Consider the following 14,387-nt stretch of genomic DNA (forward strand, 5'->3'; position numbering starts at 1 on the left):
CTGAACGATCAAGACCTTCTGGTTTCGGCCCAAACCGGGTCGGGCAAGACGGTGGGCTTCGGCCTTGCCATCGCGCCGACGCTTCTGGGCGAGGACACGCATTTCGGCCAAGCGGGCGCACCGCTGGCGCTGATCATCGCGCCCACGCGCGAATTGGCCATGCAGGTTAGCCGCGAGCTCACATGGCTGTACGGCAAGGCGGGCGCGGTGGTCACCACCTGTGTCGGCGGCATGGACAGCCGCACCGAGCGCCGCGCGCTGGAGCGGGGCGCGCATGTGGTCGTCGCCACGCCGGGGCGTCTGTGTGACCACATCAAGCGCAACAACATCGACCTCGATTCCCTGCGCGCCGTGGTGCTGGACGAGGCCGACGAGATGCTCGACCTCGGCTTTCGCGAAGACCTTGAGTTCATCCTGTCGGAATCCCCCGAGGAGCGCCGCACGCTCTTGTTCTCGGCCACCGTGCCGGCGGCCATCGCCAAGCTGGCGCAATCCTACCAGCGCGACGCGCAGCGGATCACCACCGTGGGCGAGACCAAGCAGCACAGCGACATCGAATACCGCGCGCTGAACGTGCATCCGCGCGACACCGAGAACGCAATCATCAACGTGCTTCGCTTCTACGAGGCCAAGAACGCCATCGTCTTTTGCAACACCCGCGCCGCCGTGGCGCGGCTGACCACGCGCTTCACCAACCGCGGCTTCTCGGTCGTGGCGCTCTCGGGTGAGCTCACGCAATCCGAGCGCACCAATGCGCTGCAGGCGCTGCGCGACGGGCGCGCCCGTGTCTGTATCGCGACGGATGTGGCGGCCCGCGGCATCGACCTGCCGAACCTCGAACTGGTGATCCACGCCGACCTGCCCAGCAACTCCGACACGCTGTTGCACCGTTCGGGCCGCACCGGACGCGCGGGGCGCAAGGGGGTCTCGGCGCTGATCGTACCGCCCAAGATGCGCAGCAAGGCGAACCGGCTTCTGGGCTGGGCCAAGCTGAAAGTGGAATGGGCCGCCCCGCCCTCCGCCGCCGAAGTGAACGCCGCCGATGAGGCGCGCCTGCTGGCCGATTCCGCATGGGTTGAGCCTGCCCCCGAGGATGCGGCGGAATTCGTCACCTCGCTGGTCGAGAAGTTCAGCGCCGAGCAATTGGCCACCGCCTTCGTCAACCTCTACCGCAAGCGGCAATCCGCCCCGGAAGAGCTGAGCGACCCCGGCGCGCCGGGCGAGGACAAGCCGCGCCGCGACTTTGGCCCATCGGTCTGGTTCTCGGTCTCTACCGGGCGCAAGGACGGGGCCGAGCCGCGCATGTTGCTGCCGATGCTCTGCCGCCGGGGCGACCTGACCAAGGACGACATCGGCGCGATCCGCGTGCAGGACAGCCACAGTTTCGTGGAGGTGGCCGAAGCCTCGGTGCCCGGCTTGCTCGACACGCTCGGCGGCGACATGAAGCTGGAAGACGGCGTGGTGCTGACCAAGCTGGACAAAGCGCCCGATCTGCCGCGCGGCCCCAAGCCCGGCGGCAAACGCGGCCCGAAACCCGGCGGCTTCAAAGGCGACCGCGGCCCCCGCAAACCGCGCGGCGATTATGACCCGGATGCCGCCCCCGCCCCGCGCAAACCCCGCGCGAAATCCAGCGATGGCCCCGGTGCCGCGTCTTTCGACAAGCCCAAATTCGACAAGCCCAAATTCGACAAACCCCGCGCGCCAAAAGGCGAACGCCCACCAAAGTCGCACAAGACTGAGCGTAGCCCGATGAAACCCGGCGCGACGCCCAAGCCCAAATCGGGCGGTGACACGAGCGGCAAGCCCAAGGCAAAGGCCGTTTGGAAAAAGGAAAAGCCCGCGGGCGCTGCGCCGCGCAAGGGCAAAGGCAAACCGACCACCTCGGCCACCACGCCGGGCGGCGAAAAGACCTACAAACGGGCCTCCGACCCGTCCAAACGTTTCACCCCGCCGAATAAGATCGGCAAACAGGGCGGCAAGGGCGGCCCGAAATCGAAATAAGATCAAACGCCGGGGCCTCACCCCGGCGTTTTTGCATCCCGCGCCATTTCCTGAAAGAAATCGCCCCCTCTGGCCTCACCGAAGGGGGCAAACTGGCACTACTGGATCCTATCCATTCGCGGTGTTCTTGGAACAGTATCTCCCGCCTTTGCGCGGGCTTCATTCGTGGGCTCGCCCCACCCGTAGAGAAAGGTTTGCCCCATGGACGGCAATTTCAACGAGAACGACATCTCCCGCGTTGTCGAAGCCGACCGCGCGCATATCTGGCACCACCTGAGCCAGCACAAACCCTATGAAACCACCGACCCGCGCATCATCGTCGAAGGCCGCGGCATCCGGGTCTGGGACCAAAAGGGCAAGGAACACCTCGACGCCGTCTCGGGCGGGGTCTGGACGGTGAACGTCGGCTATGGCCGCGAGAGCATCGCCAACGCCGTGCGCGACCAGTTGATCAAGCTGAACTATTTCGCGGGCTCCGCAGGCTCGATCCCCGGCTCCCATTTCGCCGAGAAGCTGCTCGACAAGATGCCGGGGCTGGACCGCGTCTACTATTGCAACTCGGGCTCCGAGGCGAATGAGAAAGCCTTCAAAATGGTCCGCCAGATCGCGCATAAGCGCTACGGCGGCAAGAAGCACAAGATCCTCTACCGCGACCGCGACTACCATGGCACCACCATCGGCTGCCTCTCCGCCGGCGGTCAGGACGAGCGCAACGCGCAATACGGCCCCTTTGCGCCGGGCTTCGTGCGGGTGCCGCACTGCCTTGAGTATCGCGCCTTCGAGCAGGACGGCGCCCCGCAGGAAAACTACGGCATCTGGGCCGCCGATCAGATCGAAAAGGTGATCCTCGCCGAAGGACCGGAAACCGTCGGCGCGCTCTGCCTTGAGCCGGTCACGGCAGGCGGCGGCGTCATCACCCCGCCCGAGGGGTATTGGGAGCGCGTGCAGGAGATCTGCCGCAAATACGACATCCTGCTGCATATCGACGAGGTCGTCTGCGGGGTGGGCCGCACCGGCACGTGGTTCGGCTACCAGCAATACGGCGTGCAGCCCGACATGGTGACCATGGCCAAGGGTGTGGCCTCGGGCTATGCCGCCATCGCTTGTCTGGTCACGACCGACGCCGTCTTCGACATGTTTAAGGACGATGCCAGCGATCCGCTGAACTACTTCCGCGACATCTCGACCTTTGGCGGCTGCACCGCGGGGCCGACCGCGGGGATCGAGAACATGCGCATTATTGAGGACGAGGGCCTGCTCGAGAACACCACCAAGATGGGCCACTACATGCTGGAGCAGCTTCACGCGCTGGCCGACAAGCATAAAGTAATCGGCGACGTGCGCGGCAAGGGGCTGTTTCTGGGGGCCGAACTGGTGACCGACCGCGACAGCCGCGCCCCGGTCGAGGAAAAGCGCATTCAGGCCGTCGTCGGAGACTGTATGGCCCAAGGGGTGATCATCGGCGCCACCAACCGATCCCTGCCCGGCAAGAACAACACCTTGTGTTTCTCGCCCGCGCTGATCGCCACCCGCGATGATATTGATGAGATCATCGCCGCTGTGGATGGTGCATTGGACCGGGTTTTCACTTCGGCGTAAAACCGCGCTTTCAGGCGTGTGACAGGCGGCATCGGTTGACCCGGTGCCGCCTTCGTCTATCTAAACCCCTGTCTTGCCCGAACATGACAACAGATGGAAAATTTCCGCGCATATCCGCGTTGAAAATTTTTCTTAACATCCATCGCTTTCGCGGGAACCTCTTCCAATCCCCCCGCGTTGGCAAATGAGTAACTTGGGAGAAAGACATGAAGAAATTCCTTATCGCCGTTCCGCTGGTCGCCACGCTTGCCGCTTGTAACGGCACCACGCCCAGCCAAGGCGCCCTGACAGGTGCAGCCCTCGGCGCAGCAACAGGTGCTGCTGTTTCAGGCGGTGACGACAAGGTTCAAGGCGCAATCATCGGCGGTCTCGCAGGTGCGGCAGCTGGCAACTACATCGGCCAGACACAATCCGGCAAATGCGTTTATCAGAACGCCAATGGCCAGCGCTACGTCGCGGCTTGCCCGTAATCGGCTGACATCGCGCGTTTTCGCGTTATCAGGGCTTCGACCATCGGTCGGAGCCCTTTTTCGTTTCCGCCTCTCCCCCATCTTGGCATCGGCATGATTTGATCCTAACAGGGGTCAAGCGCCCAAGGGCGTGGGGAGGAACCATGACCACATTAACCGATATCGCGATCCTGCTGATCGCGGCCTTTGGCGCGGGGGTGTTGAACACCATCGCCGGGGGCGGCACCTTTCTGACCTTTCCCGCACTGGTCTTTACCGGCATGCCCCCCGTGGCCGCCAATGCGACCAGCGCCGTAGCGGTGTTTCCGGGCTACCTTGCGGGCGCTCTTGGCTTTCGCCGCGAGCTTGGCTGCATCGACCGCCGCGCCCTGCTGCGGTTGTGCCTTATCACGCTGGCGGGCGGCGTGGTCGGCTCGGGCTTGCTTCTGATCTCTTCCAACGCGGCCTTTTCCGTCGTCGTACCTTTCCTGCTGCTTGCGGCGACGCTGGCGTTTCTACTGGGCGACCGCATCCGCGCCTTCGCCGCCGCCCATGCCCGCTCTGTGACGCCTCAGGGCGCGCTCGGCCTTTTCGTGGTTAGTGTCTATGGCGGCTATTTCAACGGGGGTTTGGGCATCGTTCTGCTGGCCCTCTTCGCGCTTTGGGGGATGACCGATCTACACGGGATGAACGGGCTCAAGACCGGGCTGAGCTTCGTGCTCTCCTCGATTTCCGTGGCGGTCTTTGCTCTGGCCGGTCTGGTCGCATGGCCGCAGGCGCTGCTGATGATGCTGGCGGCCACGGCGGGCGGCTATGCTGGCGCGCCCTTGGCGCGGGCCTTGCCGAAACAGACCGTCCGCTGGCTGATCGCCGCCATCGGGTTCGGCATGAGCGCGGTGTTCTTTTGGCGCCTCGTGGCGGGCTAGCCCACCACCCGCGCCGCGCCGCTTTCGGGATCGAAAAGCACCAAGGGGTGATCCGCCCGTTCGATCCGGCCCAGCCCCATGTCATTGCGCAACAGCGCGACCGGCCCCGAGGTGGCCCGCGCGAGCGCCCCCTCCAGCGGCTCCCCCACCGCATGGGTCAGCACATGCACCGCGCGGCCCATTTCAAGATCCGCCCCCGCCAGCGTGCCATCGGCCAAGGTCAACCGCCCCTCGGCACGGTAAACCTCCCGCTCGTTGAGGGTGAAGCCCGTGATATCCGACCCCGCCGTCGCCATCGCATCGCTGACAAGGAAAATGCCCGAAGGTTTGGCCGCCAGCGCGGTGCGCATGGTCGCGGGATGCACGTGGATACCATCGGCGATCAGCCCCGCATGGCCCCCCTTCCGAGACAGCGCCGCCCCGACCAGCCCCGGCGCGCGATTGCCCATCTGGCTCATCGCGTTGAACAAATGGGTCACGCAGGCCGCGCCCGCGTCGAAGGCCGCCATGCAAGTCTCGAAATCCGCATCGCTATGACCAAGCGAGACCATGACCCCCGCCTCGGCCATCGCGGCGATCTGCGCGGTGCTGGTGTTCTCCGGCGCGACCGTGACCATAAGGTTCGGCAGACGCGCGGCGGCGCGTAGGATCAGGGCGAGGTCCGCCTCACGCATCGGGCGGATCAGCGCCCCGTCATGCGCGCCCTTGCGCGAAAGCGCCAGATGCGGGCCTTCCAGATGCAGCCCAATGATGCCCGGCACCCCTTCTGCGATGGCATCGACAGCGGCCTCGATGGCCGCTTCGGTCTTCTCGGGCGTGTCGGTGATCAATGTGGGCAGCAGCGCCGCGACACCAGTGCTGCGATGCGCGTCGGCCATCCGCCGCAGGGTCGCCACATCGGGGCTGTCATTGAACATCACCCCGCCGCCGCCGTTGACCTGAAGATCGACGAAGCCGGGGCAGAGCACGCCGCCCGCACACCGCTGCTTTACAACGCCCTGCGGCACCTCTTCGGCGGTGAGGATGCGGCGGCTGCCGTCCTGCATCTGCGCCAGCACCTTGCCGGGGTGCAACCGCTTGCCGTCATGGATCTGCGCCCCGGTGAAAACCTTTGCGATCTCGCTCATCACAGAACCTCTTCCGCCGCGGCCTTGCAGGCCAGATGAAACGCCCCGTCCAGCGCCGTGCCCCGCGCCGCGATCCGGCCAGCCAAATGGTCTTCCGGCAGGAAAGGCGCGTAATGCGGGCCGACCCCGCCAAGCAGACAGAGCGGATCGCCGGGCGCAAAATCCAGCGCCTTCAACGCGCGGGTGTAATAGGCGGCACCCTCACGTATCAAGGCCTGCGCGTGATCGTCCCCGGCCTCAGCCGCCGCGATGACCTTGGGCGCGAATGCCGCGTAATCCCCCGGCTGCGCCGTCAGGCTGAAGGCCACGAAAACCTCAGGATCGTCTCCGAAATCCGCCATCAAGGCGCGGGTCAGGTCGCTATGGGGCAACACCCCATCATGACATTGCAACGCCAGATCCAGTGCTCCGCGCCCCAGCCAAGCGCCCGATCCCTGATCCGCCAGATGAAACCCCCAGCTGCCGACATAGCGAAACGCCGCGCCATCCGTGGCGGCGACGATCGTGCCGGTGCCGATGGCCAAGACCCAGCCCCTGGCGCCTTCGCCAAGCGCGCCGACCACGCAGGCGGGGCGGTCATCCTCCGCGATGATCCGGCCATAGGGCAGCGCCGCGCGCAGCCGCGCTGCGTCGCGGGCGACGTTCATCCCGGCGAGGCCGAGAAAGGCGGTGGCCCCGGCAAGCGCCGCGGCAGGCAGCCCAGCCGAGGCCGCCGCCGCTTCGACCGTGGCGCGGATATTCACAAGTGTCTGGTCCGGGTCATTGCCGATATTCGCCCGCCCGCCAGAGGCCCGGCCAAGGATACCGTCGCGCTGCGTGCCGATGGCCGCACGGCAACCGGTGCCACCGCCGTCCACGGCGATCAAAAGGGGGGCGGAAATGCTCATGCGATCGTTTTAGGCGAGGGGCCAAGCGAACGGAAGTGGGGCGCGGCCCCGGGGGATAAATTGGGCCAGCCGTAATGCCAGATTGAACTCCCCCTAAGGCCAGCTTAACCTCGGCCCCATGGCCCTGCCCGTCGAAACCTTTTTCCTGCGCCCCGATGCGCAAGGCACCCTGCAACAGCAGATCCAGCAGATGATCGCCCAAGGCATCCTCTCGGGCCGGTTCCAGCGGGGGGAGAAGCTGCCCTCGACCCGCAGACTCGCCGCGCATCTCGGCGTCAGCCGGATCACCGTGACCATCGCCTATACCGAGCTTTTGGCGAATGATTACCTCACCTCGCGCGGGCGGTCGGGGTATTTCGTCTCGGACAACGCGCCCGCTCCGCCCGCTTTCGCCCCCCGGGCCGAGGCGGATGACGCCATCGACTGGACCCGCGCCATCGGGCAGCGGTTCAGCGCCAACGGGCTGGCCGCCAAACCGCAAGATTGGGCCAGCTACCGCTACCCCTTCATCTATGGCCAAGCCGACCCGACGCTCTTTGACCATGCCAACTGGCGGCTTTGCGCCCTGCAAGCCCTTGGCCAGCGCGATTTCACCTCGATGACGACCGATTACTACGATCAGGACGACCCGCAACTGATCGAGTTCATTGCCCGCCATATCCTGCCCCGGCGCGGCGTCTCGGCCCGGCCCGAGCAGATCCTCATCACCCTTGGCGCGCAGAACGCGCTTTGGCTGACCGCGCAGGTGCTGCTGACCCAACGCCGCCGCGCCGTGCTCGAAGACCCGTGCTATCCGGCGCTGAGCGGTATTCTCGGCCAATCCCGCTGCCACATCACGCCCGTGCGGGTGGATCAAGACGGCCTCCCGCCCGAGGCGATCCCCCCCGATACGGATGTGATTTTCGCAACCCCAAGCCATCAATGCCCGACCAATGCGACCATGCCGATGGACCGCCGCCGCGCGCTGCTGTCCCGCGCCCGCGCGCTGGAGGCGCTGATCGTCGAGGATGACTATGAGTTCGAGATGTCCTTTCTCAAACCCGCCTCGCCCGCGCTTAAATCGCTCGATGACGAGGGGCGGGTGATCTATGTCGGCAGCTTTTCCAAATCGCTCTTTCCGGGGCTGCGGCTGGGGTATCTGGTGGGGTCCGAACCCTTCATCCGGGAGGCCCGCGCGCTGCGCGCCTCGGTCCTGCGGCACCCGCCGGGGCATATCCAGCGCACCGCCGCCTATTTCCTGTCGCTCGGCCATTACGACGCCCAGATCCGCCGCATGGGGCTCGCGCTGCACGAACGCCGCCGGGTCATGGACGCGGCGCTAGAGACCCATGGTCTGCGCGTGTCGGGCCGAGGGGCCTATGGCGGATCGTCCTTCTGGATGCGCGCACCGGAGGGCGTGGACACGGCGGAACTGGCCGAGAACCTGCGCGCGCAGGATGTGTTGCTGGAGCCGGGACATGCCTTTTTCGCCGGGGCTGAAAGGGCCACGAATTACTATCGGCTGGCCTATTCTTCGATCCCCGCCGCGCGGATCGAAGAGGGCGTCGGGCTGATCGCGCAAGAGATTGACCGCCTGCGCTGATCTGGCCTTAGGGCTGGCGCATTTCTGGCCCTAACCCCGGCCTGCACCTGCCCGTAATTTGCCGAGAGCTTTGCCCCATGCCCAAAGGATCACGCGATGAAAATGACCACCGAAGAAGCCTTCGTCAAAACCCTTCAGATGCATGGGATCGACACGGCCTTTGGCATTATCGGCTCGGCCATGATGCCGATTTCCGACCTCTTCCCCGCCGCCGGGATCACCTTTTACGACGGCGCGCATGAGTGCAATTCGGGCATGATGGCCGATGGCTACACCCGCGCCTCGGGACGGATGTCGATGATGGTGGCGCAAAACGGGCCGGGCATCACCAATTTCGTGACGCCGGTGAAAACCGCCTATTGGAACCACACGCCGCTTTTGCTGGTCACCCCGCAGGCGGCGAACAAGACCATCGGCCAGGGCGGCTTTCAGGAGGTCGAGCAGATGGCGCTGTTCCGCGACATGGTCGCCTATCAGGAAGAGGTCCGCGACCCCAGCCGCATCGCGGAGACGCTGAACCGCGTGATCCTGCAGGCCAAGCGCCACTCCGCGCCCGCGCAGATCAACGTGCCCCGCGATTTCTGGACGCAGGTGATCGACATCGAGTTGCCCGCCATCGTCGAGTTCGAGCGCCCCTCGGGCGGTGAATCGGCGATTGCCGAGGCGGCGGAACTGCTCTCAAAGGCAAAATTCCCGGTGATCCTGAACGGGGCAGGCGTGGTGATCGGCGGAGCCATCGACGACGCGAGGCAGTTGGCCGAGCGGCTCGATGCCCCGGTTTGCTGCGGCTACCAGCACAACGACGCCTTCCCCGGCTCGCACCCGCTCTCGGTCGGACCGTTGGGGTACAACGGGTCCAAGGCGGCGATGGAGTTGATCGCCAAGGCCGACGTGGTGCTGGCGCTTGGCACGCGGCTCAACCCCTTCTCGACCCTGCCGGGCTACGGCATCGACTATTGGCCGCGGGATGCCAAGATCATTCAAGTCGACATCAACCCCGACCGCATCGGCCTCACCAAGCCAGTGAGTGTCGGCATCGTCGGCGATGCGGGCAAGGTGGCCCGCAGCCTGCTCGACCAGCTGGGCGAGAGCGCCGGTGACGCGGGCCGCGAGGAACGCCGCAACTTGATCGCCCAGACCAAATCGGCATGGGCGCAGGAACTGACCTCGATGGACCACGAAGAGGACGACCCCGGCACCACATGGAACGAACGCGCCCGCACCCGCGAGCCGCAAAAGATGTCGCCGCGCATGGCATGGCGCGCGATCCAGAAGGCGCTGCCGACCGAGGCGATCATCAGCTCCGACATCGGCAACAATTGCGCCATCGGCAATGCCTACCCGACTTTTGAGGCGGGCCGCAAATACCTCGCTCCCGGGCTCTTCGGCCCCTGCGGCTACGGCTTCCCGGCGATCTGCGGCGCCAAGATCGCCTGCCCGGACACGCCGGTGGTGGGCTTTGCCGGCGACGGTGCCTTCGGCATTTCGATGAACGAGATGGTCAGCGTGAACCGCGACGACTGGCCCGCCGTGACCATGGTGATCTTTCGCAACTACCAATGGGGCGCGGAGAAGCGGAACACGACGCTTTGGTTCGACGACAATTTCGTCGGCACCGAACTGGCGCAGGAGGTGTCCTACGCCGGAATCGCCAAGGCCTGCGGGGTCGAAGGCGTTCAGGTCTCGACCATGGAGGAACTGACCGAGGCGCTCGACCGCGCGATCAAGGCGCAGATGACGGAGGGCAAGACCACCTTCATCGAGGTGCTGCTCAATCAGGAACTGGGCGAGCCCTTCCGCCGCGACGCGATGAAGAAACCCGTCTCCGTCGCCGGGATCAGCCGGGATGACATGCGCCCGCAACGGGTCTGAGCCATGGCGCTGGTGCTCGTCGTCAATGCAGGGTCGTCGTCGATCAAGGCGGCGGTCTTTGACGGCGGGCTGTTTGAAACCCTGCGGATCGAAGCGCAGGGCATCGGCCAGACCGGCGCGCTGCGTGTGGGAAAGGCTCCGCCAAAGCCGCTTGCGCTGCCCGATCATCGCACCGCCTTCACCGCCATTCTGGCGGGGCTGCGTGACGCGGGGATCGCCTCCGCTGACCTCAGCGCTGCCGCGCATCGCGTGGTGCATGGCGGCCCGGACTTGGCCAAGACGACGGAGGTCACCCCCGCCGTGCGTGCCGCCATCGCCGCCGCCGTGCCACTGGCCCCGCTGCACAATCCGCATCACCTCAGCGCCATCGACGCGCTGACAGCGCTGATGCCCGAGCTGCCGCAATTCGCGGCCTTCGACACGGGTTTTCACCGCACCAACCCGGCAGTCGCGCGGCGCTACGCGCTGCCCGAAAGGCCCGCGACCGCCGATCTGCGCCGCTACGGCTTCCACGGCATCAGCTACGAAAGCCTCGTGCGGAATTTCACCGCCCAAACCGGCGCCCCCCTGCCCGACCGCCTGCTGGCGCTGCATCTGGGCAATGGCGCCTCGCTTTGCGCGATCCACGAAGGGCAATCGATGGCCACGACCATGGGGTTCTCGCCCTTGGGCGGGCTGACGATGGGCACCCGCGCGGGTGAAATCGACGCGGGCGCGGTCCTGCATCTGGTGGGCGATCTCGGGCTGGAAGCCACGCAGCGATTGCTGCACCACGAAAGCGGGTTGCTCGGACTGTCAGGCCAGACCGCCGACATGCGGAAATTGGCGGAGAGCGACTGCGAAAGTGCCCGCTTCGCCCGCGAACATTTCTGCTACTGGATCACCCGTCAGGCCGGGTCGATGATCGCCGCCATGGGCGGGGTCGATGGCATCGCCTTCACCGGTGGCATTGGCGAGAACGATTCCGAGGTGAGGGAAAAGGTTCTTGCAAACCTTCGCTGGGCGGGAAATATTCCCTTATGGGTCCTCCCCGCCGCCGAAGAGAAACATATCGCGCGTCAAGCGCTTGCCCTGCTGAAAGCCCCCGCCCCCTCATGACGCATTCCCAGCCGCCGCTCGATCTGTCGCCAAAGGTCTCGGACGAGGTCCGCCGCACGACCTGCTACATGTGCGCCTGCCGCTGCGGCATCAACGTGCATATGAAGAAGGGCAAGGTCGCCTATATCGAGGGCAACCGCGACCACCCGGTGAACCGCGGCGTGCTCTGCGCTAAGGGCTCGGCCGGGATCATGCAGCACAATTCCCCCGCGCGGCTGCGCAACCCGATGAAACGCGTGGGCCCTCGCGGCTCGGGCGAATTCGAGGACATCAGCTGGGGGGAGGCGCTGCAGATCGCCACCGACTGGCTGGAGCCGCTACGCCATGAGGCGCCGGAGAAACTCGCCTTCTTCACCGGGCGCGACCAGTCGCAAAGCTTCACTTCGCTTTGGGCGCAGGCCTTCGGCACGCCGAACTACGCGGCACACGGCGGCTTCTGCTCGGTCAACATGGCCACGGCGGGGATCTACACCATGGGCGGCGCCTTCTGGGAGTTCGGCCAGCCCGATTGGGACCATACCAAGCTTTTCATGCTGTTCGGCGTGGCCGAAGACCACGACAGCAACCCGATCAAGATGGGGCTGGGCAAGCTGAAGGCGCGCGGCGCGCGGGTGATCGGGGTAAATCCCATCCGCACCGGCTACAACGCCATCGCCGACGATTGGGTCGGCATCACGCCGGGCACCGACGGGCTGTTCATCCTGTCGCTGATCCATTGCCTGATGAAGGCCGGGCGCATCGATCTTGACTACCTCGCGCGCTACACCGACGCGCCGGTGCTGCTGAACGGCGACCCGAAGTCGCCCGAATTCGGCCTGCAACTGCGCGACGCGGAGGGCAAGGCGCTGGTGATCGACCGCAAGACCCGCAAGCTCACCCCCTTCGACCAGCCCGGCGTGCGCCCTGACCTGTCGGCCACCTACCGCGCGGGCGGGATCACGCATCGCCCGGTGTTCCACCAGATGGCCGAAGAATACCTCGGCGAGACCTACACCCCCGAGGCCGTGGCAGATCGTTGCGGCATCCCCGCCCCCCGCATCCGCGCCATCGCCGCCGAACTGGCGCGGGTGGCCTTCGACGAGGCTTTCGAGATCGACCAGCCCTGGACCGATTTCCGTGGCGAACGCCATGAGAAGATGACCGGGCGCCCGGTGTCCTTCCACGCCATGCGCGGCATCTCGGCCCATGCCAACGGGTTCCAGACCTGCCGCGCGCTGCATGTGTTGCAGATCATCCTCGGCACCGTGGAAGTGCCCGGCGGCTTCCGCTTCAAACCGCCCTACCCCAAGCCCGCCACGGCGCATCCCAAACCCCATTGCAAGGCCACGCCGGGCGGGCCGCTCGACGGGCCGCATCTGGGTTTCGTGCAAGGCCCCGAGGATCTGGCGCTGTGCCCTGATGGCAGCCCCGCGCGGATCGACAAGGCGTTTACATGGGAGAACCCGATGTCGGCCCATGGGCTGATGCATATGGTGATTTCCAACGCCCATGCGGGCGATCCCTACAAGATCGACACGCTGTTTCTCTATATGGCCAACATGTCGTGGAACTCCTCCATGAACCCCGGCGGGGTGATGGAGATGCTGACCGATACGGATGAGAACGGCGACTACGTGATCCCGCGCATCATCTATTCCGACGCCTATTCGTCGGAAATGGTCGCCTATGCCGACCTGATCCTGCCCGACACGACCTATCTGGAGCGTCACGACTGTATCTCGCTGCTGGACCGCCCGATCAGCGAGGCCGACGCCGCCGCCGACGCGATCCGCTGGCCGGTGGTGGAACCCAACCGCGATGTGCGCGGCTTCCAATCGGTGCTCTGCGACCTTGGCGCGCGGCTGGACATGCCCGGTTTCGTGACCGAGGATGGCAGTCAGAAATACCGCGACTACGCGCATTACATCACCACCCACGAACGCCGCCCCGGTGTCGGACCGCTGGCCGGTTTCCGAGGGGAAGACGGCAGTCAAAGCGGCCGCGGCGCCCCGAACCCCGAGCAGATTGACCGCTACATTGAGAACGGCGGCATCTCGACCCATCATATTCCCGCCGAGGCGCAGTACTACAAACCGTGGAACGCCGCCTATCAGGACTGGGCCGTGGGCATGGGGATTTACGACGCGCCGCAACCCTATCTCTTCTCGCTCTACGTGGAGCCGTTGCGCCGTTTCCAGCTCGCCGCCGAGGGTCACGGCGACCGCCAGCCCCCCGAGTATCTGCGCGCGCGCATCAAGCAGTTCATGACGCCGCTGCCGCATTGGTACGAAAGCGACCCCGAGGGCACGCAGGGCTACGATGTTCACGCCCTCACCCAACGCCCCATGGCGATGTACCATTCATGGGGCAGCCAGAACGCTTGGCTGCGCCAGTTGCATGGGCGCAACCCGCTCTACCTGCCCACCGCGATCATGCGGGCAAAGGGTCTGAAGGACGGCGATTGGGCGCGCGTGACCTCGCCCCATGGCGGGATCACCGTGCCGGTGATGGAGATGGCCGCACTGAACCCCCATACCGTCTGGACGTGGAACGCCATCGGCAAGCGCAAGGGGGCTTGGGCGCTGGACCGCGACGCGCCAGAGGCGACGAAGGGCTTCCTGCTCAACCACCTGATCCACGAGCTTCTGCCGCCCAAGGGCGATGGCCTGCGCTGGTCCAACTCCGACCCGATCACCGGACAGGCCGCGTGGTTCGACCTCAAGGTCCATATTGAAAAGACCCCGGCCCCGGCGGAGGCTCAACCAGAAATCCCGCCGCAACGCTCCCCTGTGCCGCCTGCGCCGCGCGACATCGCGTGGAAGGTAGGCAAATGACAACCCACGCCGCGAGAACGGCCCTTCAGGACC

At 65.8% G+C, this 14,387-nt stretch carries 10 protein-coding genes; 8 read left to right on the forward strand and 2 right to left on the reverse strand.

Annotated features, from left to right (window positions below; genetic code table 11):
• From ACGYK7_RS00005 to ACGYK7_RS00020, 4 genes are all read left to right on the forward strand, one after another.
• Positions 1 to 2,001 (forward strand): DEAD/DEAH box helicase (locus ACGYK7_RS00005; protein ID WP_394397827.1); only part of this gene is annotated, 2,001 nt, incomplete at its 5' end.
• A 201-nt stretch (positions 2,002 to 2,202) separates the two neighbouring features.
• On the forward strand, positions 2,203 to 3,600 hold the full coding sequence (locus ACGYK7_RS00010) for an aspartate aminotransferase family protein (protein ID WP_394397829.1): 1,398 nt from the start codon (positions 2,203 to 2,205) through the stop codon (positions 3,598 to 3,600).
• Between the two features lie 206 nt (positions 3,601 to 3,806).
• Positions 3,807 to 4,070 (forward strand): glycine zipper 2TM domain-containing protein, encoded by a 264-nt coding sequence (locus ACGYK7_RS00015; protein WP_394397831.1) that lies wholly within the window; start codon positions 3,807 to 3,809, stop codon positions 4,068 to 4,070.
• Between the two features lie 143 nt (positions 4,071 to 4,213).
• Positions 4,214 to 4,975: a sulfite exporter TauE/SafE family protein gene (locus ACGYK7_RS00020; RefSeq protein WP_394397833.1), complete on the forward strand. Its 762-nt coding sequence runs from the start codon at positions 4,214 to 4,216 to the stop codon at positions 4,973 to 4,975.
• On the opposite strand, the gene nagA is transcribed toward ACGYK7_RS00020, so the two are convergent.
• Complete coding sequence (nagA, locus tag ACGYK7_RS00025; protein WP_394397835.1) at positions 4,972 to 6,102, reverse strand: N-acetylglucosamine-6-phosphate deacetylase; 1,131 nt, start codon at positions 6,100 to 6,102, stop codon at positions 4,972 to 4,974. The genes ACGYK7_RS00020 and nagA overlap by 4 nt on opposite strands.
• The gene (locus ACGYK7_RS00030) at positions 6,102 to 6,989 is read right to left on the reverse strand and encodes a BadF/BadG/BcrA/BcrD ATPase family protein (protein WP_394397837.1); all 888 of its coding nucleotides are present in this window, start codon (positions 6,987 to 6,989) and stop codon (positions 6,102 to 6,104) included. The genes nagA and ACGYK7_RS00030 overlap by 1 nt, the downstream gene beginning before the upstream one ends.
• 118 nt (positions 6,990 to 7,107) lie before the next feature.
• Between ACGYK7_RS00030 and ACGYK7_RS00035 the strand changes: the two genes are divergently transcribed.
• The 4 genes from ACGYK7_RS00035 (at position 7,108) to ACGYK7_RS00050 (ending at position 14,354) form a co-directional block, all read left to right on the forward strand.
• Positions 7,108 to 8,571 (forward strand): PLP-dependent aminotransferase family protein, encoded by a 1,464-nt coding sequence (locus tag ACGYK7_RS00035; protein WP_394397839.1) that lies wholly within the window; start codon positions 7,108 to 7,110, stop codon positions 8,569 to 8,571.
• 96 nt (positions 8,572 to 8,667) lie between these two features.
• Complete coding sequence (gene xsc / locus ACGYK7_RS00040) at positions 8,668 to 10,443, forward strand: sulfoacetaldehyde acetyltransferase (protein ID WP_394397841.1); 1,776 nt, start codon at positions 8,668 to 8,670, stop codon at positions 10,441 to 10,443.
• A 3-nt stretch (positions 10,444 to 10,446) separates the two neighbouring features.
• Entirely contained in the window at positions 10,447 to 11,541 is a 1,095-nt protein-coding gene (locus tag ACGYK7_RS00045) for an acetate/propionate family kinase (RefSeq protein ID WP_394397843.1), read from the forward strand.
• The gene (locus tag ACGYK7_RS00050; protein ID WP_394397845.1) at positions 11,538 to 14,354 is read left to right on the forward strand and encodes a molybdopterin oxidoreductase family protein; all 2,817 of its coding nucleotides are present in this window, start codon (positions 11,538 to 11,540) and stop codon (positions 14,352 to 14,354) included. Before ACGYK7_RS00045 ends, ACGYK7_RS00050 begins: the two co-directional genes overlap by 4 nt.
• The last annotated feature ends 33 nt before the right edge of the window (positions 14,355 to 14,387 follow it).

The organism is Sulfitobacter sp. 1A15299 (assembly GCF_043556915.1).
GTDB lineage: Bacteria > Pseudomonadota > Alphaproteobacteria > Rhodobacterales > Rhodobacteraceae > Sulfitobacter.

What these genes read in the sequence shown, in the direction of transcription:
- ACGYK7_RS00010 (WP_394397829.1), top strand. Translation starts at nt 2,203, where the DNA reads ATGGACGGCAATTTCAACGAGAACGACATCTCCCGCGTTGTCGAAGCC.
- ACGYK7_RS00015 (WP_394397831.1), top strand. Translation starts at nt 3,807, where the DNA reads ATGAAGAAATTCCTTATCGCCGTTCCGCTGGTCGCCACGCTTGCCGCT.
- ACGYK7_RS00020 (WP_394397833.1), top strand. Translation starts at nt 4,214, where the DNA reads ATGACCACATTAACCGATATCGCGATCCTGCTGATCGCGGCCTTTGGC.
- nagA (WP_394397835.1), bottom strand. Translation starts at nt 6,102, where the DNA reads ATGAGCGAGATCGCAAAGGTTTTCACCGGGGCGCAGATCCATGACGGC.
- ACGYK7_RS00030 (WP_394397837.1), bottom strand. Translation starts at nt 6,989, where the DNA reads ATGAGCATTTCCGCCCCCCTTTTGATCGCCGTGGACGGCGGTGGCACC.
- ACGYK7_RS00035 (WP_394397839.1), top strand. Translation starts at nt 7,108, where the DNA reads ATGGCCCTGCCCGTCGAAACCTTTTTCCTGCGCCCCGATGCGCAAGGC.
- xsc (WP_394397841.1), top strand. Translation starts at nt 8,668, where the DNA reads ATGAAAATGACCACCGAAGAAGCCTTCGTCAAAACCCTTCAGATGCAT.
- ACGYK7_RS00045 (WP_394397843.1), top strand. Translation starts at nt 10,447, where the DNA reads ATGGCGCTGGTGCTCGTCGTCAATGCAGGGTCGTCGTCGATCAAGGCG.
- ACGYK7_RS00050 (WP_394397845.1), top strand. Translation starts at nt 11,538, where the DNA reads ATGACGCATTCCCAGCCGCCGCTCGATCTGTCGCCAAAGGTCTCGGAC.